Source organism: Pseudomonas sp. HUK17, from assembly GCF_001566765.1.
Genome location: NZ_LSMW01000010.1, coordinates 112,812 through 139,787 on the forward strand (window position 1 = coordinate 112,812; position 26,976 = coordinate 139,787).

At 70.1% G+C, this 26,976-nt stretch carries 3 protein-coding genes; all 3 read left to right on the forward strand.

The annotated features are described in order from the left end of the window. Positions 1-42: 42 nt before the first annotated feature. From AX284_RS06155 to AX284_RS06165, 3 genes are read left to right on the forward strand one after another with little or no spacing between them, the layout of a single operon-like run. Positions 43-9,591 carry a non-ribosomal peptide synthetase gene (locus AX284_RS06155; protein WP_068384120.1) on the forward strand — a complete coding sequence of 3,183 codons (9,549 nt, stop codon included), beginning with the start codon at positions 43-45 and terminating at the stop codon, positions 9,589-9,591. Further along, complete coding sequence (locus tag AX284_RS06160) at positions 9,591-25,592, forward strand: non-ribosomal peptide synthetase (RefSeq protein WP_068384122.1); 16,002 nt, start codon at positions 9,591-9,593, stop codon at positions 25,590-25,592. Before AX284_RS06155 ends, AX284_RS06160 begins: the two co-directional genes overlap by 1 nt. Beyond that, the gene (locus tag AX284_RS06165) at positions 25,582-26,967 is read left to right on the forward strand and encodes a diaminobutyrate--2-oxoglutarate transaminase (RefSeq protein ID WP_017639884.1); all 1,386 of its coding nucleotides are present in this window, start codon (positions 25,582-25,584) and stop codon (positions 26,965-26,967) included. Before AX284_RS06160 ends, AX284_RS06165 begins: the two co-directional genes overlap by 11 nt. The last annotated feature ends 9 nt before the right edge of the window (positions 26,968-26,976 follow it).

The following is a 26,976-nucleotide window of genomic DNA, read 5'->3' on the forward strand; positions in this document are numbered from 1 at the left end:
TGCCACGGCGGCGTCCGGCCTTCTATTTTTGCAGGTGAAGCCATGACCTCCCGAGCGGATCAAGCCGAGCACTTCGTCGACGTCCTCGATTTCTACGCCGAGCGCCAGCCGGACAAGACGGTGCTGCGCCATCTGACCAACGACGAGACGCCGCAGCTGACCTCCTATGCCGAGCTGCGCAACCGGGCGCTGAGCCTGGCCGGCTACCTGCAGGAGCGGCTCGGGCAGACCCGGGGCGAGCGCTGCGTGCTTCTGCTACCCAGCGGCCCGGATTACGCCGCGGCCTTCTTCGCCTGCCTCTATACCGGGGTCATCGCCGTGCCGGCCTTCCCGCCGGAAAACAGTCGGCAGATGCACATCGAGCGCCTGCGCGGCATCCTCGACGACGCCCAGCCGCGGGTAGTGCTCGGCGAGCGGGCCTGCCTCGCCGCCCATGCCGACACCCTGGCGCAGGCGCTGCCCGAGGGCGCGTTGTGCCAGGCGGTGGAAGACATCGAGGCCAGCTGGGCGCTGACCTATCGCCCCCAGGTGGTGGACCCCTCGGCGCTGGCCTTCCTGCAATACACCTCGGGTTCGACGTCGGCGCCCAAGGGGGTGATGGTCAGCCATGCCAACCTGATTGCCAATGAAAAGGCCATGCAGCGCGGCTTCTTCACCGGGCGCGACGAGGAATGGGTGAGCTGGTTGCCGCTCTACCACGACATGGGCCTGATGCTCGGACTGCTGCTGCCGATCTTTCATGGCGGCACCCTGACGCTGATGTCGCCCAATCACTTCCTCACCCGCCCGGCGCGCTGGCTGCAAGCGCTCAGCCAATACGGCGGCACCGTCAGCGGCGGGCCGGACTTCGCCTACCGCCTGTGCGTGGAGCGGATCAGCAACAGTGCCCTGGCCGAGCTCGATTTGAGTCGCTGGAGCATGGCCTTTTCCGGTTCCGAGCCGATCCGAGTGGACACCCTGGATGCCTTCTGCGAGCGCTTCGCCGCCGCGGGATTCCGCCGGCAGGCCTTGACCCCGGCCTATGGCCTGGCCGAAGCGACCCTCTATGTCTGCGCCCACGAGCCGACCGACGAATTCCGTATCCAGCGATTCGCCGGTGACGCCTTGAGTGCCGCCGGGGCCGAGGCGGCGCTGCAACACGGCCGCCTGGCCGGGTGCGGCTGGTGCGATGCCGACCACGAGTTCCGCATCGTCGATCCGCACACCCTGGAACCGCTGGACGAGACCCGCGCCGGCGAGGTGTGGGTCGCCGGCCCCAGCCTGGCGCAAGGCTACTGGAACAATCCCGAGGCCACGGCCGCGGCCTTCATCGAGCGCGATGGTCGCCGTTGGCTGCGCACCGGCGACCTGGGCATCGCCGCTGAGCGCGAACTCTATATCGCCGGGCGGCTGAAGGACCTCATTATTCTCAATGGACAGAATCTCTATCCGCAGGACGTGGAGCTGGTGCTGGAAGAGCAGGTGGCCGATTACCTGCGGCGGGGCCGGGTGGCGGCCTTCGCCCTGGTGGGCGAGGACGGTCGCGAGGGCATCGGTCTGGCGCTGGAGATCAGTCGCAACGTGCGCCGCCTGGTACCGGCCGAACGCATCTGCGGGGCCTTGGTGGAGGCCTTGACTCAGGCCTTTCAGGTCGCACCCAGAGCCATTGCGCTGCTGGAGCCCGGAACGCTGCCGCGCACCACCAGCGGCAAGCTGCAACGCGCCGCCTGCCGGGCTGGCTGGTTGGCCGGCAGCCTGGACAGCTTCGCCGAGTGGCGCGATGGCGCCTTGGTTCAGGACGAGTCTCAGGCAGCGGCACCGGCCGTGCTGCCCGAGGTGCGCACGGCCTGGGCCGAGGTGCTCGGGCGCGATGACCTGACCGCCCAGGCGCATTTTTTCGCCCTGGGCGGGGATTCGGTCACCGTGGTGCAGGTGCAGGCGCGGTTGCGCGAGTCGCTTGGGGTGTCGATCGATCCGGCGCTGCTGTTCGAGGCCTCGACGCTGGGCGCCTTTTCCGCGCGGGTGGCCGCGCTGCCGCGCGAAGCCGCGGCGGAAGGCCCCGTCGCCGAGGATGCGCCCCGCGCGCCCCAGTCCTTCGCGCAGCAGCGCCTCTGGTTTCTCGATCAGCTGGAGCCGGGCAATGCCGCCTATCACCTGGCCGGTGAAATCCTCCTTCACGGAAGCTTGGACGTGGCACGGCTGGAGCGGGCGCTGGAGGCCCTGGTGCAGCGCCATGCGGCGCTGCGCACCCGCTTCTCGGCAGGTGCCGGTGAGGTGCCCGAGCAATGCATCGAAATGCTGGCGCAAGGGGCGGTCGAGCACCATGACCTGAGCCAGGCCGCACAGCCCGAGGCGGCCCAGGCCACCTTGGTCGAGAGCCTGGTGCGCCGTCCGCTGGACCTGCGCCAAGGGCCGCTGTGGCGCATGGCGCTGATCCGCCGAGACGCCGAGGACCATCGGCTGCTGCTGGTACTGCACCACATCATCGCCGATGGCTGGTCGATCCAGGTGCTGCTGGAAGATTTCGCCGCCCTGTACCGCGCTGCCGAGGGCGAGACGCCCGCGCTGGCGCCCCTCACCATCACCTATGCCGACTTCGCCCGTTGGCAGCGCCAGCTGCTGGCCGGTGAAGCCCGCGAGCGCCAATTGGCCTACTGGCAGGCCCAACTGGCCGACGCGCCCGCACGCCTGGAGTTGGCCGGCGACCGCCCCCGACCGCCGCAGCAGAGCGGGCGCGGCGCGCGCTTCGCCTTCAGCCTGCCCGCCACCGTCAACGCGGGCCTGCATGATCTGGCCCAACGCCAGGGGGCGACGCTGTTCATGGTCGGCCTGGCGTTGTTCCAGCTGCTGTTGCAGCGCCATAGCGGCAGCAGCGACCTGTGCGTGGGTGTTCCCGTGGCCGGGCGCACCCAACGGGCGACGGAGCGCCTGATCGGCTTTTTCGTCAACACTCAGGTGCTGCGATGCCAGCTGGACGGCGCCCGCTCGTTCAGCGTCCTGCTCGACCAGGTCAAGCGGCGCGCCCTGGAAGCCCAGGCTCATCAGGACCTGCCGTTCGACCTGCTGGTGGAAGCCCTGGCGCCGGAGCGGCACCTGGGTTGGAATCCGCTGTGCCAGGTGAAATTCACCCAGCAATTCCCACTGCCCCAGGCGCTGGACCTGGGCGGGGTGACGCTGTCCGCGCGGCAGCTCGACGATGGCGCCGCGCACTTCGACCTGGGCCTGGACATCACCGACCTGGCGACGGGCATCGAAGCGGTGTTCACCTATGCCACCGACCTCTTCGAGGCGCCGCGCATCGCCGCGCTGGCGGACGATTTCGCGCACCTGGCGCAGCAGGTGGTGGCCGATGCCGAGCAACCCCTGGCGTGCTACCGCCTGGCCAAGGAGGAAGCGGGACTGGCCGGTGAATCCCAAGCCTTCCCGGCAACGGACCTGCTGGCACTGTGGCGCGCGGGGCTGGCGCAGGCCGGGCACGAACCGGCCCTGGTGGCCAGCGATGCCAGCCTGAGCCATGCCCAGCTGGAGGCCGACAGCAATCGCTTGGCGCGGACGCTACGCGCCAAGGGAATTGGTGCCGAGGTCCGGGTAGCGCTCTGCCAACCACGGCAGGCCAGCTTCGTCGTCGGCCTGCTGGGCATTCTCAAGGCCGGCGGGGCCTGCGTCTTCGTCGATCCCAAGTGGCCCGCGGCGCGCCAGGCGCAGGTGCTGGCTGACAGTGGTGCCCAGTTGCTGCTCGGCATGCCCGTGCCCGAGGGGCCGCCCGCGTTGGCGCTGGACGCCACGGCGGACTGGCGGCAGGCGTCGGCGGAGGCGCTGGATGTCATGGTACTGCCGGCCCAGGCGGCCTACCTGATCTACACCTCCGGGACCACTGGGCGGCCCAAGGGGGTGGTGGTCAGCCATGGCGCCATCGCCAACTATGTGCAGGGCGTGCTGCAGCGGCTGGCGTTGCCGCCGCAGGCCAGTTTCGCCATGGTTTCCACGGTTGCCGCCGATCTCGGCCACACGGTGTTGTTTGGCGCCCTGGCCACTGGCGGCACCTTGCACCTCTTGGCTGACGAGGTGGTCCAGGATGCCGATCGCTGCGCCGACTATTTCGCGCGCCATCCCGTGGCGGTGCTCAAGATCGTCCCTACCCATCTGAACGCCTTGCTGCAGGCCGCCGATCCGACGCCCCTGCTGCCGTCCGCAGCGTTGGTGCTGGGCGGCGAGGCGCTGCCAGAACCGTTGGCCGCGCGGGTTCGCGAACTCAAGCCTGGGTGCCGGCTGTTCAACCATTACGGCCCCACCGAAAGCACCGTGGGCGCCCTGACCGCGGTCCTCGACGAGCCGACAGCGGGCATCGCCCTGGGCACGCCGCTGCCCAATCTGCGCGCCCGGGTACTGGACGCCGACCTCAATCCGCTCCCCGCCGGTGCGGCCGGCGAGCTGTACCTCGGGGGGGCGGGCCTGGCGCGGGGCTACCAGGGCCGACCGGGCGATACCGCCGCGGCCTTCCTCCCTGATCCCTGGGTGCCCGGCGAGCGCCTCTATCGCACCGGTGACCGAGTACGGCTGGCCGCGGACGGCCGGCTGGAGTTCCTCGGTCGCAACGACGACCAGCTCAAGATACGGGGTTATCGTGTGGCGCCGGGCGAGATCGTGGCGGCCCTGCTGGCACAACCCGGCGTGGCGGCGGCCCATGTGCAGCTGGATGGCCGTGGGCAGCTGGTGGCCTATGTGACTGGCCGCGAGCTCACTGGCGAACGCCTGGGCGAGCGTCTCGCGCAGCTGCTGCCCGAGGCGCTGGTACCGGCTCAGATCCTGGTGCTCGAGGCTTTCCCGCTCACTGCCAACGGCAAGCTGGACCGCGCCCGCCTGCCGGAACCCGAAGCCCGCCAGGCCGAGTTCGCCGCACCCCAGGGCGAGGTCGAGACCGCCTTGGCGGCGCTCTGGAGCGAGGCGCTCAAGGTAGAGCGCGTCGGTCGGCACGACAATTTCTTCGCCCTGGGCGGCGATTCCATCCTCAGCCTGCAGATCATCGCCCGGGCCCGCCGCCAGGGCCTCAAGCTCACGCCCAAGCAACTGTTCGAACACCAGACCATCGCCGCCCTGGCCGCGGTCGCGGTGCCTGCCGCCGCGCCGTCCGTGGCCCCAGCGTCTGTGCCTGCCGTCCCCGGCGAACTGCCCTTGACGCCCATCCAGGCCCGCTTCTTCAGCGAGCCGGTCCGGCAGCGCGCGCACTGGAACCAGTCCGTCATTCTCGAACTAGCGGCCCCCATCGAGGTTGCGGCCCTGCGCCAGGCATTGTCGGCCCTGGTCGCCCGCCACGGCAGCCTGCGGCTGGCCTTCGAGCCGAACGAGCAGGGCGGCTGGCGGCAGCGGCTAAGAGCCCAGGAAGACCCGGAGCGGCTGCTCTGGACCTGTCGAGTCGCCGACGAGGCCGAGCTGGCGCCGTTGTTCGACGAAGCCGAACGCAGCCTGGACCTGGCCCGTGGACCCTTGCTGCGCGTGGTGCTGGCCGAAGGGCCGGCGCAGCGTCCCCAGCTGTTGATCGCCATCCATCACCTCGCCGTGGACGGCGTCTCCTGGCGCATCCTGCTCGATGACCTGGCGTTGGCCTATCAGCAGGCGGCAGCCGGTGCGCTCTTGGAGTTGGGCGAGACGGGCAGCGACTGGAGCGCCTGGACCCTGCAGTTGGCGCAACGCGCCGCCGATCCACGGTTGCAGCAGCAGCGCGGTTACTGGGACGCGGTCACCGCGGTCCCCGAGACCCTGCCGTGCCTGGACCCCCATGGCAGCTGCCGCGTCCGCGACGCCGGTAGCCTGGCGCTGCGACTGCCGGCGGAGTTGACCGAGCGGCTGCTCCAGCTACCCGGCACCGAAGCGGTGCTGCTAGCGGCGCTGGCCGAGGCGCTGCGGCAGTGGACGGGCCGCGCGGCCACCCGCATCGCCCTCGAAGGCCATGGCCGCGAGGAGCTGGACGGCAGCCTGGAGCTGAGTCGAACCCTGGGTTGGTTCACCTGCCTCTATCCGCTGGTGCTGGGCGCCGAGTCGACTCCGGCCGCCACCCTGGCGCGCGCGCGGCGGACCCTGGCCGAGGTGCCCGAGCGCGGCCTGGGCTACGGGCTGCTGCGCTACCTGGGCGGCGCTGACCTGGCCGATACCCGCGACGGACTGACCTTCAACTACCTGGGACGTTTCGAGCGGCCGACGGTGGCCGGCTTCCCGCTGCGGGAGCTGGAGCTGCGCAGCAGTCGCGACCCCGAGGGGCCGCTGACCAGTGCCCTGGTATTGGATGCCCAGGTGCGGAACGGCCAGTTGCGTCTGGACTGGCGCTACAGCGCCGCGCGCTTCGCGGCGGACGCCATTGAGGAGTTGCACCAGGGCTTCGTGGACGGGCTGATGGCGCTGCTCGATAGCGCTGGTGCCCAGGCGCCGGAAGCCGAGCACGAAGCCGTGCTGCCCCTGGCGTCCATGCAGGAAGGCATTCTCATGCACAGCCTGCTGGAGCCGGGCAGTGGCATCTACCTGATGCAGGATCGCTATGAGCTGCGCCAACCGCTGGCGGCCGCGGCCTTCCGCCAGGCCTGGGACGCCGTGGTGGCGCGACATCCGGCGCTGCGGACCGGGTTCCAGGAGCTGGACGGCGAATGGCGCCAGGTGGTGCATCGCCAGGTGCCGTCGCCGGTCAGCCTGCTGGACTTCAGCGACCGGCCGCGGGAGGAGGGCGTGGCGGCGCTGGAGGCGCTGCTGGCCGAGGAGCGCCGCACGGGCTTCGATTTCGCCCGGCCACCGCTGCTGCGCCTGCGTCTGGTCACCTTCGGCCCGAACGACTACCAGTTGGTGCAAACCCATCACCATGTGCTGATCGACGCCTGGTGCCGCGGCCTGATGCTGGGCGAATTCTTTGCCCGCTATCGGGCAGCCGTCGCCGGGACCGAGCTGGCACTGCCACCCGCCCGACCCTATGCCGATTTCCTCGCCTGGCTCGCGGCCCAGGATACCGCCGCGGGTCGCGCCTGGTGGCGCGCCGAGCTGGCCGGGGTGGAAGCGGCCACGCCCTTGCCCTATCGCCGCCAAGGCTTGGCCTCGGGTGAGCTGCGCGACGAAGCCGTGGCATTGTCGGCGCAGGCGACCCGCGCCCTGGCGGCCCAGGCGCGGCGTCACCAGTTGACCGCCAATACCTTCGTCCAGGCGGCCTGGGCGCTGCTGCTCATGCGCCATAGCGGCCAGGACGAGGTGGTCTTCGGCGTTACCGTTGCTGGCCGGCCGCCTGAGCTGGACGGCATCGAGGAAGCCCTCGGCCTGTTCATCAACACCCTGCCGCTGCGGGTCGTCCGGCCGACCGCCGAGGTGCCGGCGCTGGCGTTGCTGCAGCAGTTGCAGGCGCGTAACGCGGAGTTGCGCCAGCATGAACATCTGCCGTTGGCCGAGGTGCAGCAGCTGGCCTCGGTCCCGGCCGGTGAGCCGCTGTTCGAGTCGCTGTTTGTCTTCGAGAACGTGCCCCTGGGCGGCGCGGTGGAGGAGGCCGTGCGCGAGTTCGGCATCACCCCCCTGGCCAACCGTACCCACACCAACTATCCGCTCACGGTGGTGCTGCTGCCGGGCAACGAGCTGCGTCTGCAATTCACCTTCGACAGCGGCCTGTTCGCCGCCGCCGACATGCGTACCCTGCTGGACCAGTTCGAGCGACTCTTGCTGGCCCTGATCGAGGCGCCGGAACGCGCCCTGGAGCAGTTGGAGCCCCTGGCGGCGGACGAGCGCGAGCGGCTGCTCGGCTGGGGCCGTGGCGCTGCGCAACCGCACTGGTATCAATTGCCCTGGATCGAGCGCTTCGAGGCCCATGCCGCCGCCCATCCCGCGCGCAGCGTGGCGCGCTGCGGCGAGGCCAGCCTGAGCTATGGCGAGCTGGACCACCAGGCGGGCCGCCTGGGCCGCGCCCTGGCGGCTGAAGGCGTCGGCCCGGATCAGGTCGTGGCGCTCTGGGCGCCGCGGGGGTTGGCCCTGCTGACTCTCATGGTCGGCACCTTCAAGGCCGGTGCCGCCTACCTGGCGTTGGATGAGCGTCACCCGCCGGCGCGCAGCGCTCGGCTGCTGGCCGGCAGCGCCGCGCCGGTACTGGTGGTGCCCCGGGCCGAGCGGGAAAGGGCCGAGGCCATCCTGGCGCTGACCCAGAGACCGCCGCGGCTGTTGCTGCTCGAAGAACTGCTGGCCGGGCAGCCCCAGGGAGGCCCTGGCGTGCGCAGCCGGCCCTATCAGCTGGCCTATGTGATCTTCACCTCCGGCTCCACCGGCGAGCCCAAGGGGGTGATGGTCACCCAGCAGGGCATGCTCAACAACCAGCTGAGCAAGCTGCCCTTCCTGCAACTGGGCGAGGACGACGTCATCGCCCAGACGGCCGCCACCGGCTTCGATGTCTCGGTCTGGCAGTTCCTTACCGCGCCGCTGTTCGGCGGCCGGGTGGAGATCGTCGCCGAAGCCGAGGTGCAGGACCCAGCAACCCTGCTGGCGCGCGTTGTTGCCGGCGAGGTGAGCGTCCTGGAATGCGTGCCGACGGTGATCGCCGCGCTGCTGGAGTTGCCGCCGCAGCCCCTGCCGGCACTGCGTTGGCTGCTGCCCACCGGCGAGGCGCTGGCGCCGGATCTGGCGGCGCGCTGGCTGCAACGCTACCCCGGCATCCCGCTGGTCAATGCCTATGGCCCTGCCGAGTGCGCCGACGACGTGGCCCTGCAGCTGCTGCGGGCGCCCCAGGCGGACATCCCCATCGGCAAGCCGACCGACAACACCCACTTGTTCGTGCTCGATACGCGGCTGCGTCTGGTGCCCCGTGGCGGGGTGGGCGAGCTGTACATCGGCGGTGCCGGCGTAGGCCGTGGCTACGTGGGCCGTGCCGGACTGACCGCCGAACGCTTCGTGCCCAGTCCCTTCGCGGCCGGCGAGCGGCTTTATCGCAGCGGCGACCTGGTGCGCTGGAACGTCCGCGGCGAGCTGGAGTATGTCGGCCGCACCGACTTCCAGATCAAGTTGCGCGGCCAACGCCTGGAGCCGGGCGAGATCGAGGCCCTGCTGCGGGCACAACCCGGCGTGCGGGATGCCGCGGTCGCTGCCCAACCCACGCCCCAGGGGTCGCAACTGGTGGCCTATCTGGAGCCCCAGAACGGCGAGCGCCCGAGCCTGGCCGCGCTGCGCGAGGCACTGGCGCAGCGCCTGCCACTGTTCATGGTGCCGACCCAGGCGCTCTGGCTGGAACGGCTGCCCCGCACTGCCAACGGCAAGCTCGACCGCCGCGCGTTGCCGGTACCAGAACTGGACGCCGCGCCGGGGCAACCGCCTCAAACCGGCACCGAACGACAGCTGGCCGCTCTGTGGCAGGAACTGCTGCAGGTGCCGGAGGTAGGCCGCGATGCCGACTTCTTCGCCCTGGGCGGCCACTCGCTGCTGGCCACCCGGCTGCTATCGCGCATCCACGAGCGGCTCGGCGTGCGCGTGCCCCTCGCCGCAGCCTTTACCGCCACCACCGTGGCGGCTCAAGCCGAACTCATCGACACCCTGCGCGAGCAGGCCCTGGACGACGCCCGTTTGGACGCGCTGGACGCGCTGCTGGACGAGCTGGAGGAGACCCCTTGATGTTGCACGACAAAGCCCAGGCCCTGGCCAAACGTTTCCTCGGCCTGCCGCCGGCGCAGCGCCGTACCTTCCTCGCCAAATTGCGCGACCAGAGCCTCGATGCCGGCGCGCTGCCAATTCCCGGTGGCGCCGCGACGGCCTGTGCAGAAACCTCCCATGCCCAGCAACGGCTGTGGTTCCTTGAACGCCTGCAACCTGGCAATGTGGCCTATCACCTGCCGGGTGCGCTACGCCTGCACGGCCGCCTGAACGAGACCGCGCTCTTGGCGGCCTTCGCGGCCCTCACGGCGCGCCATCCCAGCCTGAGGACCACGCTGGAGCAAGGGCCGGGCCGCATCCCCCTGCAACGGGTCGCCGAGCGCAGTGAGGTACCGCTGGAGGCCCTGGGCGAGGTCACGCTCCAGGACCTGCCCGCCGTGGCCCGCGCCTTCGCCAATCGGCCCTTCGACCTGGAACGCGGGCCGCTGTGGCGACTGGGCCTGGCGCGGGGCGTCGACGGGGCGCCGGCGCATCTGCTGCTCTGCCTGCACCATGCCATCGCCGATGGCTGGTCAATCCAGGTGCTGCTGGACGACGTTGCTGCCTGCTATCGCGCGGCGCTGGCGGGGCAGGTCGCCGAGCTGCCCGCCTTGCCGGTCAGCTACGCCGATCATGCCCTCTGGCAGCGCGCCTGCCTCGACGCCGGGGAGGACGAGCGCCAATTGGAATTCTGGCGCGCACGCCTGGGCCGCGAGCACCCGGTGCTGGAACTGCCGTCGGACCGACCGCGTCCGGCGGCTCCCAGCCAGCGTGGCGGGCGGCTGAACTTCGCTTTGCCGGCGCCCCTGGCGCAACAGCTGGGCGACTTCGCCCGGGCTCAGCGCACCACCCTGTTCACCGTGCTGCTGGCCGCCTATGCGACCCTGCTCGGCCGCCTGTCCGGCCAGCAGGACCTGCGCATCGGCGTGCCCGTCGCCGGGCGCCAGCGTAGCGAGGTCGAGCGCGTCATCGGTTGCTTCGTCAACACCCAGGTACTGCGCCTGGAACTGGCAGGCGCGGCGGACTTCCTGGCGCTGCTGACCCAGGCTCGGGAGCGGGTGCGCGAGGCCCAGGCCTATCAGGACCTGCCCTTCGAGCAACTGGTGGACGCCCTGGCTGCCGAACGTACCCTCAGTCACCACCCCCTGTTCCAGGTGCTCTACAACCATCAACCGCGGCAGCTCGACGCCCTGCAACTGGGCCCCGAGCTGCGCGCCGAACTGCTGCCGCTGGACAACGGTAGCGCCCAATTCGATCTGGCGCTGCATACCTGGGAATTGGGTGACGGCAGCCTCGGTGGTAATTGGAATTACTCCTGCGATCTCTTCGAGCCGGCGCGCATCGAGCAATTGCACGCCCGCTTTCTGGTGCTCTTGCAGGGGCTGCTCGACACGCCCCAGCAGCCGCTGGCCGAAGCGCCGCTGCTGCTGTCTGACGAGCCCGCGCGCCTGGCCGCCTGGAACGCCACCGCGCAGGCCTATGCGCCGCTGCCGGCCGCCGGCGTGCTGGGGGGCTTCCTCCAGCAGGTCGCCCTGCATCCCGAGCGCGAGGCCCTGTGCCTGGACGAACGCCGCCTGAGCTACGCGGAGCTGAACCAGGCCGCCAATCGCTTGGCTCATTATTTGCGCGACCGTGGTATCGGTCGCGAGAGCCGGGTCGGCGTGGCCATGCTGCGTTCGGTGGAGATGGTGATCGCTCTTTATGGGGTGCTCAAGGCCGGCGCGGCCTATGTGCCGCTGGACCCGGACTACCCGGCCGAACGTCTGGCCTTCATGCTGGAAGACTGTGGCGCCAGCCTGTTGCTGAGCCATGGGCCAGCCCTCTCGTTGTTGCCTGAAAAGCTGTCGCTGGACGTGCTGGACCTGGAGCAACTGGACCTGTCCGACGAGCCCGCCAGCGCGCCTGACCTCCAGGTGCATCCCGAGCAACTGGCCTATCTGATCTACACCTCCGGTTCCACCGGCCGACCCAAGGGCGCGGGCAACACCCAGGCGGCGCTGCACAACCGCTTGCAGTGGATGCAGGCGGCCTATGACTTGGATGCCCGCGACCACGTCCTGCAGAAGACGCCCTTCAGCTTCGACGTCTCGGTCTGGGAATTCTTCTGGCCGTTGCAGGTCGGCGCCCGGCTGGTGCTGGCCCGTCCGGGCGAGCATCGTGATCCGGCGGCGTTGAGCACCCTGATCGCCCGCGAAGGCATCACCACGCTGCACTTCGTGCCGTCCATGCTGGCGGCCTTCCTGGCCCAGGACGATCTTTCCGGCTGTGCCAGCCTGACGCGTATCGTCTGCAGTGGCGAGGCCTTGCCGGCGGAGCTGGCCCAAGAAGTCCGTCGGCGGCTGCCGCAGGCGGCGCTCTACAACCTCTATGGCCCCACCGAGGCGGCTATCGACGTCACCCACTGGACCTGCCAGCCGGAGGATCGCCTGGCGGTGCCCATCGGTCGGCCCATCGCCAACTTGCGGATCCATATCCTCGACGAACGCCTCAACCCACAGCCCATCGGCGTGGCCGGCGAGCTGTACATCGGCGGTGTTGGATTGGCGCGGGGCTATCTCGGTCGCCCTGGCCTCACCGCCGAACGCTTCGTCCCCGATCCCTTCACCCCGGGTGGTCGGCTGTACCGCAGCGGCGATCTGGCCCGTTGGCGCGACGACGGCGCCCTGGACTATCTGGGCCGGCTGGACCACCAGGTCAAGCTGCGCGGCCTGCGGCTGGAACTGGGCGAGATCGAGGCGGCGTTGCGCGAGTTGGCCGGAGTGAGCGAGGCCGTGGTGCTGCTGCGCCAGAGCGCCACCGGTCCGCAGCTGGTGGGCTACCTGGTGACGCCAGGTCTGGACGAAGCCGCGTTGCGCCAGGCGCTATTGGCGCGGCTGCCGGACTTCATGGTACCCAGCCATCTGCTGGCACTGGAACAACTGCCGCTGACCCCCAACGGCAAGCTGGACCGCAAGGCGCTGCCGGAGCCCGACATTACCCAGCAGACCTATCGTGCGCCGGAGCCGGGTATCGAGACCGAGTTGGCCACGCTCTGGGCCGAACTGCTGCAGGTGGAGCGGGTCGGGCGGGACGACAATTTCTTCGCCCTCGGCGGCGATTCCATCCTCAGTCTGCAGATCATCGCCCGCGCGCGGCGCCTGGGGCTGGTGTTCAGCCCGCGGCAGCTGTTCGAGCGGCAGACCCTGGCCGAACTGGCCCCCGTGGTGCAGCACCTGGAGACGCCTGGCGAGATTGCCGCCGAAACGCGTGAACCCTTTGCGCTGGCACCCATCCAGCACGCCTTTTTCGCTCGCGCCTTGCCGCGCCCCGAACACTGGAACCAAGCCCTGTTGCTGGAACCGGAGGCGCCGCTGGAGCCCGAGCGACTGCGCCGAGCCCTGGCGCGGCTGGTAGCCACCCATGGCGCTCTGCGCCTCGGCTTCACCCAGGCCGAAGGTCGCTGGCAGCAGCACTATCGCGCCAGCGAAGACGCCGAGCTGCTCTGGCATTCGTCGGTGACCCGCGCCGAGCTACCGGCCCTGGCCGACGAGGCCCAGGCCAGCCTGCGCCTGGATCAGGGACCGCTGCTGCGCGCCGTGCTCGCCGACCTCGCCGAGGGCGGTCAGCGCCTGTTGCTGGTGATCCATCACCTGGCGGTGGATGGCGTGTCCTGGCGCATCCTGCTGGACGACCTGGCGCGCTCCTACGCCGAACCCGACCGGCCGCTGCCGGCGACGCCGCCCTATGCCAGCTGGGTCCAGGCCCTGCAGTGCCTGGCGCTGGACGATGAGCGGGCCTACTGGCAGGGGTTGCCGGAGGCGCCGGCCTTGCCCTGCGACGATCCCGCCGGGCGCGCCTGGGAGCGCGACGCCCAGCGCCTGAGCCTGCGGCTGGATGCCGAGCGCACCCGCGAACTCCTGACCCAGGCGCCCGCAGCCTTCCGCACTCAGGTCAACGATCTGCTGCTCACCGCCCTGGTGCGAGCCCTGCATGGCTGGAGCGGGAACGCCGAGGCGCGGCTGCTGCTGGAAGGTCATGGCCGCGAAGACCTGTTCCCCGGGCTCGACCTGAGCCGCACCCTCGGCTGGTTCACCAGCCTCTATCCGGTCCGGCTGCGCGACCATGCGGATCTCGCCACCAGTCTCAAGCGCATCAAGGAAAGTCTGAGACTCATCCCGCGCGGCGGTCTCGGCTATGGCCTGCTCCAGGCCCGTGGCGACGCGGACCTGCCGGAAACCGCTGGCTCGCTGCTGTTCAACTACCTGGGTCAGCTCGACAGCGAGCTGGGCGGCTTCCGCCTGGCGGACGAGTCTGCCGGGCGCGCCCGCGATCCCCGTACCCCCCTTGAGGCCGAGCTGGCCCTGGAGGGCGCCGTCCGCGGTGGCGAGTTGCACTTCGTCTGCACCTACAGCGGCCAGCGCCATGCGGCCGCGCGCATCCAGGCCTTGCTGGAGGCCTTCGGCGCGGCGCTGGACGAGGTCCTCGCCCTCTGCCGCCAGAGCAGTGGTGCGACCCCCTCGGACTTCCCGCTGCTGGCCCTGACCCAGGCGCAACTCGATGCGCTGCCGCTGGCCGCCCTCGAAGACCTGCATCCGCTCACGCCCATGCAGCAGGGGCTGCTGTTCCACGCCGAGCTGGGCGGGGCAGGCGATCTCTACGTCAACCAGGTAGGCGTCGAGCTGGACGGCCTGCCGAAGGCGGCCTTCCTCGCTGCCTGGCGGCAGGCGCTACGGCGCCATGCCGGCTTGCGCGCCGCTTTCCTGCGGCTGGCCGGCGAGGGTCGGGCGGTCCAGGCCATCTGGCGCCACACCGACCTCGCCGTGCGCGAGCTGGATTGGCGCGACCGCCCGGCGGCCCCAGCTGCCCTGGCTGACCTGCAACGCGAGGAGCGTGAACGCCCCTTCGAGCTCGCCAGGCCGCCGCTGATGCGCCTGCTGCTGGTACGGCTCACCGACGAGCGCTGGCAACTGGTCTGGACGCTGCACCATATTCTGCTCGACGGCTGGAGCAGTGCGGCGCTGCTGGCGGAAGTCCTCCAGGCGACCCGCGGCGCGGCGCTGCCGGCACCGGGTCGCTACCGCGATTATCTCGCCTGGCTGGCCAGCCGTGACGCGGCGCGTAGCGGCGAATTCTGGCAAGGGCAACTGGCCGACTTCGAATTGCCGACCCGTCTGGCCGACAGCCTCGGTCGCTCGACCACGGCCGACGACCCGCGCAGTGGCGAACAGCACCTGGTCCGCGACCGGGCCCCGCTCGATGCCGCCGCCCGGCGGCTGCACGTCACCCTCAACACCCTGGTGCAGGCGGCCTGGACCCTGTTGCTGCAACGCTACACCGGTCAGCGCCGGGTCGCCTTCGGCGCCACCGTCGCCGGTCGTCCGGCCGAGGTCGCTGGTAGCGAGCGGCTGCTGGGGCTGTTCATCAACACTCTGCCGGTGGTCCAGGCACCTGCACCGGAGCTGACCGCCGCCCAATGGCTGCCCGCCTTGCAGGCTCACAACCTGGCCCTGCGTGAGCACGAGCATACGCCGCTCTTCGAGGTGCAGCGCTTGGCCGGCCATGCCGGTCAGGCGTTGTTCGATACGCTGCTGGTGTTCGAGAACTATCCGGTGGACGCCGCCCTGCGCGGCGCTAACGCCAAGGCCCCAGCCATCGGCGCGGTCACGGTGAGCGAGCGCACCCACTATCCGCTGAGTATCGCCGTCATGGCCGGTGCGCGCCTGGAATTGCACCTGCACTACCAGCGCGCGTGCTTCACGCCTGCTCAGGTCCAGCGGCTGGCGGCGCACCTGGGGCAATTGCTCGACGGCCTGGTCCGCCAACCGGAGACGCCCCTGGGCGATCTGCCACTGCTCGACGCCGAAGGCCTGGCCACTTGGCAACGCTGGAATCCACCCGCGCCAGCGAGCGTGGCTGAGCCACTGCTGCCCGAGTTGATCGGCGAGCAGGCCCGGCGCCAACCCCGGGCCATCGCCCTGGTACACGGCCAGCAGCAGCTGGACTTCGCCACCTTGGAAATCCGCTCCAATCGCCTGGCGCAGTGGCTGCGTGGGCAGGGTGTCGCGACCGAAATCCGGGTGGGCGTGGCCTGCGAGCGCGGCGTCGACTTGTTCGTCGCCTTGCTGGCGGTGCTCAAGGCCGGTGGCGCCTACCTGCCGCTGGACCCGGACTACCCGGCCGAGCGCCTGGCGCTGATGCTGGAAGACAGCGGCGCCCGATTGCTGTTGACCCAGCACGACCTGCTCGACCGGCTACCCCAGGTGGCCGGCGTCGAAGCGGTCGCCCTGGATCGACTGGATCTCACTGACCAGCCAGACTCGGCGCCGGCCGTGGTCCTGCATCCCGAACAACTGGCCTACGTCATCTACACCTCCGGTTCCACCGGTCGACCCAAGGGCGTGGCCGTGGCCCATGGCCCCCTGGCGCTGCACTGCCGCGGCATCGCGCAACGCTACGAACTCACGGCGCAGGATCGCGAACTGCATTTCCTCTCCATCAGCTTCGACGGCGCCCAGGAACGCTGGCTAACGCCATTGAGCCAAGGGGCTCGCCTCGTCATCCGCGACCAGGCGCTATGGAGCGTGCAGGAGACCTGGCAGGCACTGGAGGAGGAGGGCATTACCGTGGCCGCCTTCCCGCCGAGCTATCTGCGGCAACTGGCCGACTGGGGCCGGGTGCAGGGCCGCGGCCCTGGCGTGAAGACCTATTGTTTCGCCGGTGAAGCCTACGACCGTGGCCTGCTGCGCGAGGTGGTGGAGTACCTGCAGCCCGAGTGGGTCATCAATGGCTACGGCCCGACCGAAACCGTCATCACCCCGACCCTCTGGCGGGCATCCGCGGCGATCGCAGATTTCACCAGCAGCGCCTATGCCCCCATTGGCGACCTGGTCGGCGAGCGCCAGGGTTATGTGCTGGATCAGGATCTCAACCTGTTGCCCGTGGGCGTTGAAGGCGAGTTGTACCTGGGCGGCGCCCTGGCTCGCGGCTACCTGGAGCGCCCCGGGGAGACGGCGCAACGCTTCGTGCCCAATCCCTTCCGCGCCGGCGAGCGACTCTACCGCACCGGCGACCGAGTGCGGCTCAATGCCGAGGGCCTGCTGGAGTACCTTGGCCGCGCCGATCAGCAGATCAAGCTGCGTGGCTTCCGCATCGAGACCGGCGAGATCGAGGCGGCGCTCAAGGCGTGCCCAGGCGTGCGCGAGGTGCTGGTGATGGTCCGCGAGACCCCGGCTGGTGCTCGGCTGGTGGGCTATGTCGGCGGTGGCCAGCTGCAGGAGGCGGCGCTGCTGGAGCGGCTACGCCAGCACCTGCCCGGCCACCTGGTCCCCCAGCACCTGGTGGTGCTGGAGCGCTTACCGCAGTTGCCCAACGGCAAGCTGGATCGTCGGGCGCTGCCCGCGCCTGAAGTCGCGGCGAGCGAAGACTATGCAGCACCGGCGAACGCCTTGGAGCAGCGTCTGGCCGAGTTGTGGCAAGCCTTGCTCCAGGTCGAGCGGGTCGGCCGCCAGGACGACTTCTTCGCCCTGGGCGGCCATTCCCTGCTGGCGACCCAGCTCATCTCCCGTCTGCGTCTGGAAGAAGGGCGGGAGGTGCCGCTGCGCCTGGTGTTCGAGGCCCCGCAGCTGGCGGAACAGGCCGCGCGGATCGCCGCCCTGGCGCCCGAGCATCAGGGGCTGGAACTCCAGGCCCTGGCGCTGGACGAGGCGCCGCAATCCCATCCCCAGCAACGGCTGTGGTTCCTCGCGCAGTTGGAACCCGAGAGCGCGGCCTATCATCTGCCGGGGGTCCTGGAGCTGCAGGGGACCCTGGATGAGCAAGCCCTGACCGCGGCCTTTACCGCCCTGGCGGCGCGGCATGCCAGCCTGCGGACGCTGTTGCTGCCGGGTGATCCGCCCCGCCAGCGCATCCTGCCGCCGGCATCCGTGGCCGTGGAGCGCTTGGCGCTCGCTGCAGGCGTCGACGAGGAGGCTGAGTTCGCCGGCCTGTTGCAGGCTTTCATCGCCCGGCCCTTCGCCCTCGCCAGCAGTCCGCCCTGGCGGCTGGCCCTGGTGCGCCTCGATGAACAGCGGCACCGCCTGCTGCTGTGCCTGCACCATGCCATCTCGGACGGCTGGTCCGTCGGCGTCTTTCTGCGGGACTTCGCCGAACTCTATCGGGCGGCGCTCAGTGGCGCGGCACCGAACCTGCCGGTGCTACCGGTGCAGTATCCCGACTATGCGCGCTGGCAGCGCGAACACCTGAGCGCCGGGGAGGGCGAGCGGCAACTGGCCTATTGGCGCGCCCAGCTGGGCAGCGAGTCGCCCACCCTGGATCTGCCGGCCGACCGGCCACGGCCGGCGCGACGCAGCGGTGCCGGCCAGCGGCTGGACTTCACTCTCGCGGCGGACCAGGCCAAGGCACTGCGCCAGGCTGCCCATGCCCTGGGGGTTACGCCCTTCATGCTGCTGCTGGCCTGCTATGGCGTGCTGCTGGGTCGGCTCAGCGGGCAACGCGACCTGCGCATTGGGGTACCGGTGGCGGGGCGCACGCGCGCCGAGCTGCACGACCTCATCGGCTGCTTCGTCAACACCCAGGTGCTGCGCCTGGACCTCGCCACCCCGACGGATTTCACCGCCCTGGTGCACCAGGTGCGCGAGACTCTGCTCGACGCCCAGGCCCACCAGGATCTGCCCTTCGAGCACCTGGTGGAGCACCTGCAGCCGGAGCGGAGCCTCAGCCAGCACCCGCTGTTTCAGGTTAGCTACGACCATCAGCGACGCGATCACCGCGCCCTGGCCGACGTGCCGGGGCTGCAAGCCCGTATCCTCGACACGCCAGCCACCCAGGCCCAGTTCGATCTGGCCCTGGCGACCTGGGAAGACCCGGACGGCCGCCTCGGCGGTAGCTGGACCTTTGCCCTCGATCTCTTCGAACCGGCGCGCATCAGGCAACTGCACGCCCGCTTCCTGGTGCTCTTGCAGGGGCTGCTCGACGCGCCCCAGCAAGCCCTGGCCGAGGCGCCGCTACTGCTGCCCGACGAGCCTGCACGGCTGGCCAACTGGAATGCCACCTCGGAGGTCTATGCACCACTGCCGCCCGCTGGCGTGCTGGGGGGCTTCCTCCAGCAGGTCGCCGTGTATCCGGAGCGCGAGGCCCTGTGCCTGGACGAACGCCGCCTGAGCTACCTGGAGCTGGACCAGGCCGCCAATCGCTTGGCTCATTATCTGCGCGGCCGTGGTATCGGCCGCGAGAGCCGGGTCGGCGTGGCCATGCTGCGTTCGGTGGAGATGGTGATCGCTCTTTATGGGGTGCTCAAGGCCGGCGCGGCCTACGTGCCGCTGGACCCGGACTACCCGGCCGAACGTCTGGCCTTCATGCTGGAAGACTGCGGTGCCCGCCTGTTGCTCAGCCATGGGCCAGCCCTCTCGTTGTTGCCGGAAAAGCTGTCGCTGGATGTACTGGACCTGGAACAACTGGACCTGTCCAGCGAGCCCGCCAGCGCCCCCGAGCTTCAGGTGCATCCCGAGCAACTGGCCTATCTGATCTACACCTCCGGTTCCACCGGCCGACCCAAGGGCGTGGGCAACACCCAGGCAGCGCTGTACAACCGCTTGCAGTGGATGCAGGCGGCCTATGGCTTGGATGCCGGTGACCACGTCCTGCAGAAGACCCCCTTCAGCTTCGACGTCTCGGTGTGGGAATTCTTCTGGCCGTTGCAGGCCGGCGCCCGTCTGGTGCTGGCTCGACCGGGCGACCATCGCGACCCGGCGGCGCTGAGCGCCCTGATCGCCCGCGAGGGCATCACCACGCTGCACTTCGTGCCGTCCATGCTGGCCGCCTTCCTGGCCCAGGACGATCTTTCCGGCTGCGCCAGCCTGACCCGTATCGTCTGCAGCGGCGAAGCCCTGCCGGCGGAACTGGCCCAGGCCGTGCGCCAGCGGTTGCCCCAGGTGGCGCTCTACAACCTCTACGGCCCTACCGAGGCGGCTATCGATGTCACCCACTGGACCTGCCAGCCAGAGGATCGCCTGGCGGTGCCCATCGGCCGGCCCATCGCCAACTTGCGGATCCATATCCTCGACGAACGCCTCAACCCGCAACCGGTCGGCGTGGCCGGCGAGCTGTACATCGGCGGTGTTGGATTGGCGCGGGGCTATTTGGGTCGCCCTGGCCTCACCGCCGAACGCTTCGTCCCCGATCCCTTCACTCCGGGTGGCCGGCTGTATCGCAGTGGCGATCTGGCCCGTTGGCGCGACGACGGCGCCCTGGACTACCTGGGTCGGCTGGACCACCAGGTCAAGCTGCGTGGGCTGCGCCTGGAGCTGGGCGAGATCGAGGCGGCGTTGCGCGAGTTGGCCGGAGTGAGCGAGGCCGTGGTGCTGCTGCGCCAGAGCACCACCGGTCCGCAGCTGGTGGGCTACCTGGTGACGCCAGATCTGGACGAAGCCGCGTTGCGCCAGGCGCTGCTGGCGCGGCTGCCAGATTTCATGGTGCCCAGCCATCTGCTGGCGCTTGATCAGCTGCCGTTAACGCCCAACGGCAAGCTGGACCGCAAGGCGCTGCCGGAGCCCGACATTACCCAGCAAGCCTATCGCGCGCCGGAACCGGGTATCGAGACCGAGCTGGCCGTGCTATGGGCCGAGCTGCTGCAGGTGGAGCGAGTAGGGCGGGACGACGACTTCTTCGCCCTCGGCGGGCATTCGCTGCTCGCCCTGCAGGTGGTCGCCCGCTTGCGTCGCGATCACCGCTGGGAGGTGCCGGTCCGCTTGCTGTTCGAAGCCGCCACCCTGGCGGCCTTCGCCAAGCGCTTGGTCGATTTGGCCCAGGTGGACGAGGCGCCGCTGCAGCGGCGTGACTGGCCCGGTACGCCCGCCCGGGCGCCGCAGTCCTTCGCCCAGCAGCGTCTGTGGTTTCTCGCCCAGCTCGAACCGGACAGTGCGGCCTATCACCTGCCGGGTGGCTTGCGCCTGCAGGGTCGACTCGACGAGGCCGCGCTGCGCACGGCCTTCCAGCGGCTCACCGACCGCCACGCCAGCCTGAGGACCAACTTCGGCCACGGCGAGCAGGGCGCCCAGCAGCTCATCCATGCCGTGCATGAGCCCCAGTTCGAGGTGGTGACCCTGGACGCGGCGGCGGCCGACACCTATCGCCGCGCCTTCATGAGCCAACCCTTCGACCTGGAAGCCTCGCCGCCCTGGCGCCTGGCCCTGGTGCGCCTGGCACCGGACGAGCACCTGCTGCTGCTGTGCCTGCACCACCTGCTGGCCGATGGCTGGTCGATGCGGCTGCTGCTGGAAGACCTGGTCAGCCTCTATCGCCAGGCCCTGGGCGATGACCGGATGCAACTACAACCTCTGCCGCTGGACTATGCCGACTACGCCGCCTGGCAACGCGAGCGCCTGGCCGCCGGGGAGGGCGAACGACAGCTGGCCTGGTGGCGCACGCAACTGGGTAGCGAACACCCGCTGCTGGAACTGCCAGCCGACCACCCACGCCCCGCCCAGCGCGATGGCCGCGGCGGGCGGGAAACCTTCGCCCTGGATGCGACCGCCTCCCAGCGCCTGCGCCGCACGGCCCAGATGCTGGCCGTCACCCCGGCGATGCTGCTCTTGGCCAGTTGGCAGACCCTGCTGTTCCGCCTCAGCGGCCAGACCGACCTGCGCATCGGTGTACCGGTGGCGGGGCGGGTACGGGTGGAGACCGAGGCCCTGGTCGGTTGCTTCGTCAACACCCTGGTCCTGCGCGGTGAACTGGCCGGGCGGATGCCAGCCAGGGCCCTGGCCGCCCAGGTACGTTCCCGGCTGCTGGACGCCCAGGCTCACCAGGAGCTGCCCTTCGAGCAACTGGTCGAAGCACTGCAACCCGAGCGCCACCTGAGCCACAACCCCCTGTTCCAGGTGACCTTCAACCACCAGGCGCGTGGTGAGCAGGCATTGGCTCAGCTACCCGGTCTGACCGCCGAAGCCCTCGACGGCGCGGGCGACCAGGTGCATTTCGACCTGTCGCTGGGCACCTTCGACGAGGCCGACGGCGGTATTTCCGGCTACCTGGACTTCGCCAGCGACCTCTTCGAGCGAACCACCGCCCAACGTTTCCTGCGCATCTGGCTGACCCTGCTCGACGGCCTGGTCCGCCAACCCGAGACGCCGCTGGGCGACCTGCCACTGCTCGACGCGGAAGGCCTGGCCACCTGGCAACGCTGGAATCCACCCGCGCAGGCCAATACGGATACGCCACTGCTGCCCGCACTGATCGCCGAGCAGGCCCGGCGTCAACCCCGGGCCATCGCCCTGGTACACGGCCAGCAGCGGCTGGACTTTGCCAGCCTGGAGACACGCTCCAATCGCCTGGCGCAGTGGCTGCGTGGGCAGGGCGTCGCGGCGGAAACCCGGGTCGGCGTGGCCTGCGAGCGCGGTGTCGACTTGTTCGTCGCCCTGCTGGCGGTGCTCAAGGCCGGCGGTGCCTACCTGCCGCTGGACCCGGACTACCCGGCCGAGCGCCTGGCGCTGATGCTGAAAGACAGCGGCGCCCGACTGCTGTTGACCCAGCAGGCCCTGCTCGACCGGCTCCCCCAGGTGGCCGGCGTCGAAGCGGTCGCCCTGGATCGACTGGATCTCACTGACCAGCCAGACTCGGCGCCGGCGGTAGCCCTGCATCCCGAGCAACTGGCCTATGTCATCTACACCTCTGGCTCCACCGGTCGGCCCAAGGGCGTGGCCGTGGCCCATGGTCCCTTGGCGCGCCACTGCCAGGGGATTGCGCAGCGCTACGAACTCACCGAGCAGGATCGCGAATTGCATTTCCTCTCCATCAGCTTCGACGGTGCCCAGGAGCGCTGGCTGACGCCGCTGAGCCAAGGCGCTCGGATCGTCATCCGCGACCAGGCGCTATGGAGCGTGCAGGAGACCTGGCAGGCGCTGGAGGAAGAGGGCATCACCGTGGCCGCCTTCCCACCGAGCTATCTGCGGCAACTGGCCGACTGGGGCCGGGTGCAGGGTCGGGGTCCTGGGGTGAAGACCTATTGCTTCGCCGGTGAAGCCTATGATCACCGCCTGCTGCGCGAGGTGGTGGAGTATCTCCAGCCCCAGTGGGTCATCAACGGCTACGGCCCGACCGAAACCGTCATCACCCCGACCCTGTGGCGGGCATCCGCGGCCACGGCGGACTTCGCCAGTGCCTATGCGCCCATCGGCGACCTGGTGGGCGAGCGCCAGGGTTATGTGCTGGATCAGGATCTCAACCTGCTGCCCGTGGGCGTGGAGGGTGAGTTGTACCTGGGCGGGGCCCTGGCCCGCGGCTACCTGGAGCGGCCCGGCGAGACGGCGCAACGCTTCGTGCCCAATCCCTTCCGCGCCGGCGAGCGACTCTACCGCACCGGTGACCGGGTGCGGCTCAACGCTGAGGGCTTGCTGGAATACCTCGGCCGCGCCGATCAGCAGATCAAGCTGCGCGGTTTCCGCATCGAGACCGGCGAGATCGAGGCGGCGCTCAAGGCCTGCCCCGGCGTGCGCGAGGCACTGGTGATGGTCCGCGAGACCCCGGCTGGCGCCCGCCTGGTGGGTTATGTCGGCGGTGGCCAGCTGCAGGAGGCGACGCTGCTGGAACGGCTGCGCCAGCAATTGCCCGGCCACCTGGTACCCCAGCACCTGGTGCTCTTGGAGTGCTTACCGCAGTTGCCCAACGGCAAGCTGGATCGTCGGGCGCTGCCATTGCCGGAATTCGTCAGCCAAACCCTCGACGAGGCGCCCCAGGGGCCACGCGAGGAACTGCTGGCTGGACTCTGGCGCGACTTGCTGGGTGTCGAGCGGATTGGTAGGGCGTCCGGCTTCTTCGAGCTGGGCGGAGACTCCATCCAGTCCCTGGCGCTGATCAGTCGCCTGCAACGCGCGGGCTGGCAGCTGGGGCCCAAGGAGGTCTTCCGCAGTCCTAGACTCGCCGACCTGGCGCTCTGTCTCCAACCTCTCGCCACCCAACCCGCCTGGGAGCCGGCCCAGGGCGAACAGCGCCTGACGCCGATCCAGGCGCACTTCTTCGCCCAGCCGCTGCCCAACCCTGCGCACTGGAACCAGGCCTTGCTGTTGGAGGTGCGCGAGCCCCTGGACCCGGTGCGGCTGGCGGCGACGGTGGCCTGGCTGCTGCAACGGCACGATGTCCTGCGGCTGGCCTTCTGGCCGAGCGCCCAGGGCTGGCAAGCCGGCTACCGCGACGCGGTTGGCGTCGAGCAGCTGCTGCAACAGGTCGAGGTGGCCGATGCGGCGGCGCTGGAAGCCCTCTGTGCGCGTACCCAGCGGAGCTTCGACCTGGCCCGCGGCGGCTTGCTGCGCCTGGTCCTGGCGAACTATCCAGAAGGCGATCAGCGCCTGTTCATCTGCGCCCATCACCTGATCATGGATGGCGTGTCCTGGCGGCTGCTGCTGGACGATCTCGGGCGGATCTATTCGGCCCTGGGCCGCGACGAGCCGCTCGTCGACGAGCCGCGGCCCCCGGCCTACCAGGCCTGGGCCGAGCGCCTGGCCGGCTGGGCGGTGCAGCCGTCGACCCAAGCCCGGCTGGCGTTCTGGCAGGACCTGGCACCGCGGCCGGATTGGCCGGTGGACCATCCCACGGGCGGCGCCACCCAGGGCCAGGTGTGCACGGCGGAGGTGCAGCTCGATCCCGCCCGCACCCGCTGGCTGCTGCGCGAAGCGCCGACTGTGCTGGGGGCGCGGCTTGACGAGGTGTTGCTGGCGGCACTGGCCCAGGCGGTGCGCGACTGGAGCGGCCAGGACGGCCATGTCATCGCCCTGGAAGGCCACGGTCGCGAGGCCCTGTTCGCCGAGCTCGACCCGGGCCGTACCCTGGGCTGGTTCACCAGTCTCTATCCCCTGCGATTGAGCTGTGCAGAGAGCCCGCTCGCCACCCTCCAGGGGCTGCGCGCGCAACTGGCCGTGGGTGGCCAGCGCGGCCTGGACTATGGCGCGCTGCGCTACCTGGCCAAGGCCGAGGTCCTGGTCGACCAGCCGGAACCGCCGCTGGCCTTCAACTACCTCGGCCAGCTCGACGGCGCCCTGGGCGACGGCCGTTTCGTCCCGGCCCGGGAAGCCTGTGGCGAACTGGTCGATCCGGCTACCCCGTTGCTGCGGGAGCTGGAGATCAACGCCCAGGTCTACGACGGCCGGCTGGGGCTGAGCTGCCGCTACAGCGGTGAGCGCTATGCGGCTGCCACGGTGGAGCGCCTGCTCGCCGCCTTTGACCAGGCCTTGGCCGCGCTCGCCGCCAGCGCCACGGCAGCGGTGCCCGTCGTTGCCGCTAAAGGCGCCGATCCGCGGCTCCATTTAACGCCAGGCAGCACCGGGCAGCCGCCGCTGTTCTGCCCCCATCCGGTCAGTGGCACCGTGGTGGGTTACTACTCCCTGGCGCAGCAACTGGCCGGCCGGTGGGATGTCTGGGGCCTGCAGAACCGCCAGATCCTCGACCCCAGCTGGCGTGATACCAGCCTGGCGCAACTGGCTCGCGACTATGTCCGGATGCTGCTGGAGACCCAGCCACGCGGCCCCTATCGGCTGCTCGGCTGGTCCCTGGGGGGTGCCCTGGTGCTGGAAATGGCCAGTCTGCTCGAACGCCTGGGCAAGATGGTGGCCTTCGTCGGGCTGGTCGATGGCTATGTCCCCGGCGCGGGTCTGGTCCGGCGACCGGCGCCAGTGGCAGCCGATAGCTCGATCGAGGAGAGCGGCGCCTGGGCGCAGCTGCTGGCCGTCGAAGCCCACCTGCACCACCTGGCGCGCGAGCACTCGCAGCTGCAGCCCCTGCGTGCTCCGGTCCATGCCTGGTGGGCCAGCCGCTCGCCGGAAAACAACCATAACGGCCAGTCCCTGCTGGAGCAGGGACTGGGACGCCCCCTGGCGCAGTCCCGCTGGATCGACGCCGACCATCTAGGCATCGTCCGCGATCCGCGCCTGCTGGCCGAGGTTGCCGAAAACCTGAATTCATCTCTTGCCCATAGCGCCCGCAACCCGGGTTTCGAGGAGTACGATCATGTCCGCTAGTCATCCGTTGCCGTCTGTCCCCGCCGACGCCGACTATTGCTTCACCAGCACTCCGCGGCTGGAGCGCCAGGCCGCCCTGGAGTCCAATGCCCGCAGTTATCCACGGCGGCTGCCGCTGGAGTTGCGCCGAGCCCAGGGCATTCATGTGCAGGACAGCGAGGGTCGCTGGTTCATCGACTGCCTGGCTGGCGCCGGCACCCTGGCCCTTGGGCACAACCACCCGGTGGTCCTCGACGCCATGCGCGGCCTGTTGGACGGTGAGCGCCCCCTGCACACCCTCGACCTGATGACCGAAGCCAAGGACGATTTCATCCGCGAACTCTATGCCCTGTTGCCGGAGGGCTTCGCCCGCCATGCGCGCATCCAGTTCTGCGGCCCAGCCGGTACCGATGCGGTGGAGGCCGCCATCAAACTGGTCCGTACCGCCACTGGCCGGCGCCAGTTGCTGGCCTGCCATGGCGCCTACCACGGCATGACCCAGGGCGCCCTCGGCTTGATGGGCAGCCATGGGCCGAAGCGCCACCTGGACGGCATGAACGGCGGCGTGCAATTCCTGCCCTTTCCCCATGCCTATCGCTGCCCCTTCGGCCTGGGGGGCGAGCTGGGCGAGCGGGCGGCGCTGAATTACCTGGAGACCATGCTGAACGATCCGGAAAGCGGGGTGCTGCCGCCGGCGGCGCTGATCGTCGAGCCGATCCAGGGGGAGGGCGGGGTCAATCCGGCGTCCATCACCTGGCTGCGCGAGGTCCGCCGCATCACCCGGGAGGCCGGCGTCCCCCTGGTGCTGGACGAGATCCAGTCCGGCATCGCCCGCAGTGGGCGGCGCTTCGCCTTCGAGCACGCGGACATCGAGCCCGATGTGCTGGTCCTGTCCAAGGCCATCGGCGGCAGCCAGCCGCTGGCGGTGGTGGTCTATCACGAGTCGCTGGATCGCTGGGCACCTGGCGCCCATGCCGGCACCTTCCGTGGTAACCAGCTGGCCATGGCCGCTGGCACCGCCACTTTGCGCCTGGTACGCGAGGAACGCCTGGAGCTGCATGCGGCCGCCATGGGCGAGCGCCTCGCCGGGCACCTGCGCGCCTTGCAACGCGACTATCCGCAACTGGGTGATGTCCGGGGGCGGGGGCTGATGCTGGGGGTGGAAATAGTGCGTGCCAATGGCCCGACCGACCGTCAGGGGCACCCCCTGGCCGACGGTGTATTGGCCGCGCGCCTGCAACAGGAGTGTCTGAGACGCGGCTTGATCATCGAGGTCGGCGGGCGCCATGGCGCCGTGCTGCGCTTCCTGCCACCGCTCATCGTGCAGTCCGAGCAAATCGATCAGATCGCCGGTTGCCTGGCGACCGCCTTACGTACGGTGATGACGGCAGCCTGATTCTGCCCG

Excerpts from the sequence above, each read along its gene's own strand:
- AX284_RS06160 (WP_068384122.1), top strand. The coding sequence starts at position 9,591 with ATGTTGCACGACAAAGCCCAGGCCCTGGCCAAACGTTTCCTCGGCCTG.
- AX284_RS06165 (WP_017639884.1), top strand. The coding sequence starts at position 25,582 with ATGTCCGCTAGTCATCCGTTGCCGTCTGTCCCCGCCGACGCCGACTAT.
- AX284_RS06155 (WP_068384120.1), top strand. The coding sequence starts at position 43 with ATGACCTCCCGAGCGGATCAAGCCGAGCACTTCGTCGACGTCCTCGAT.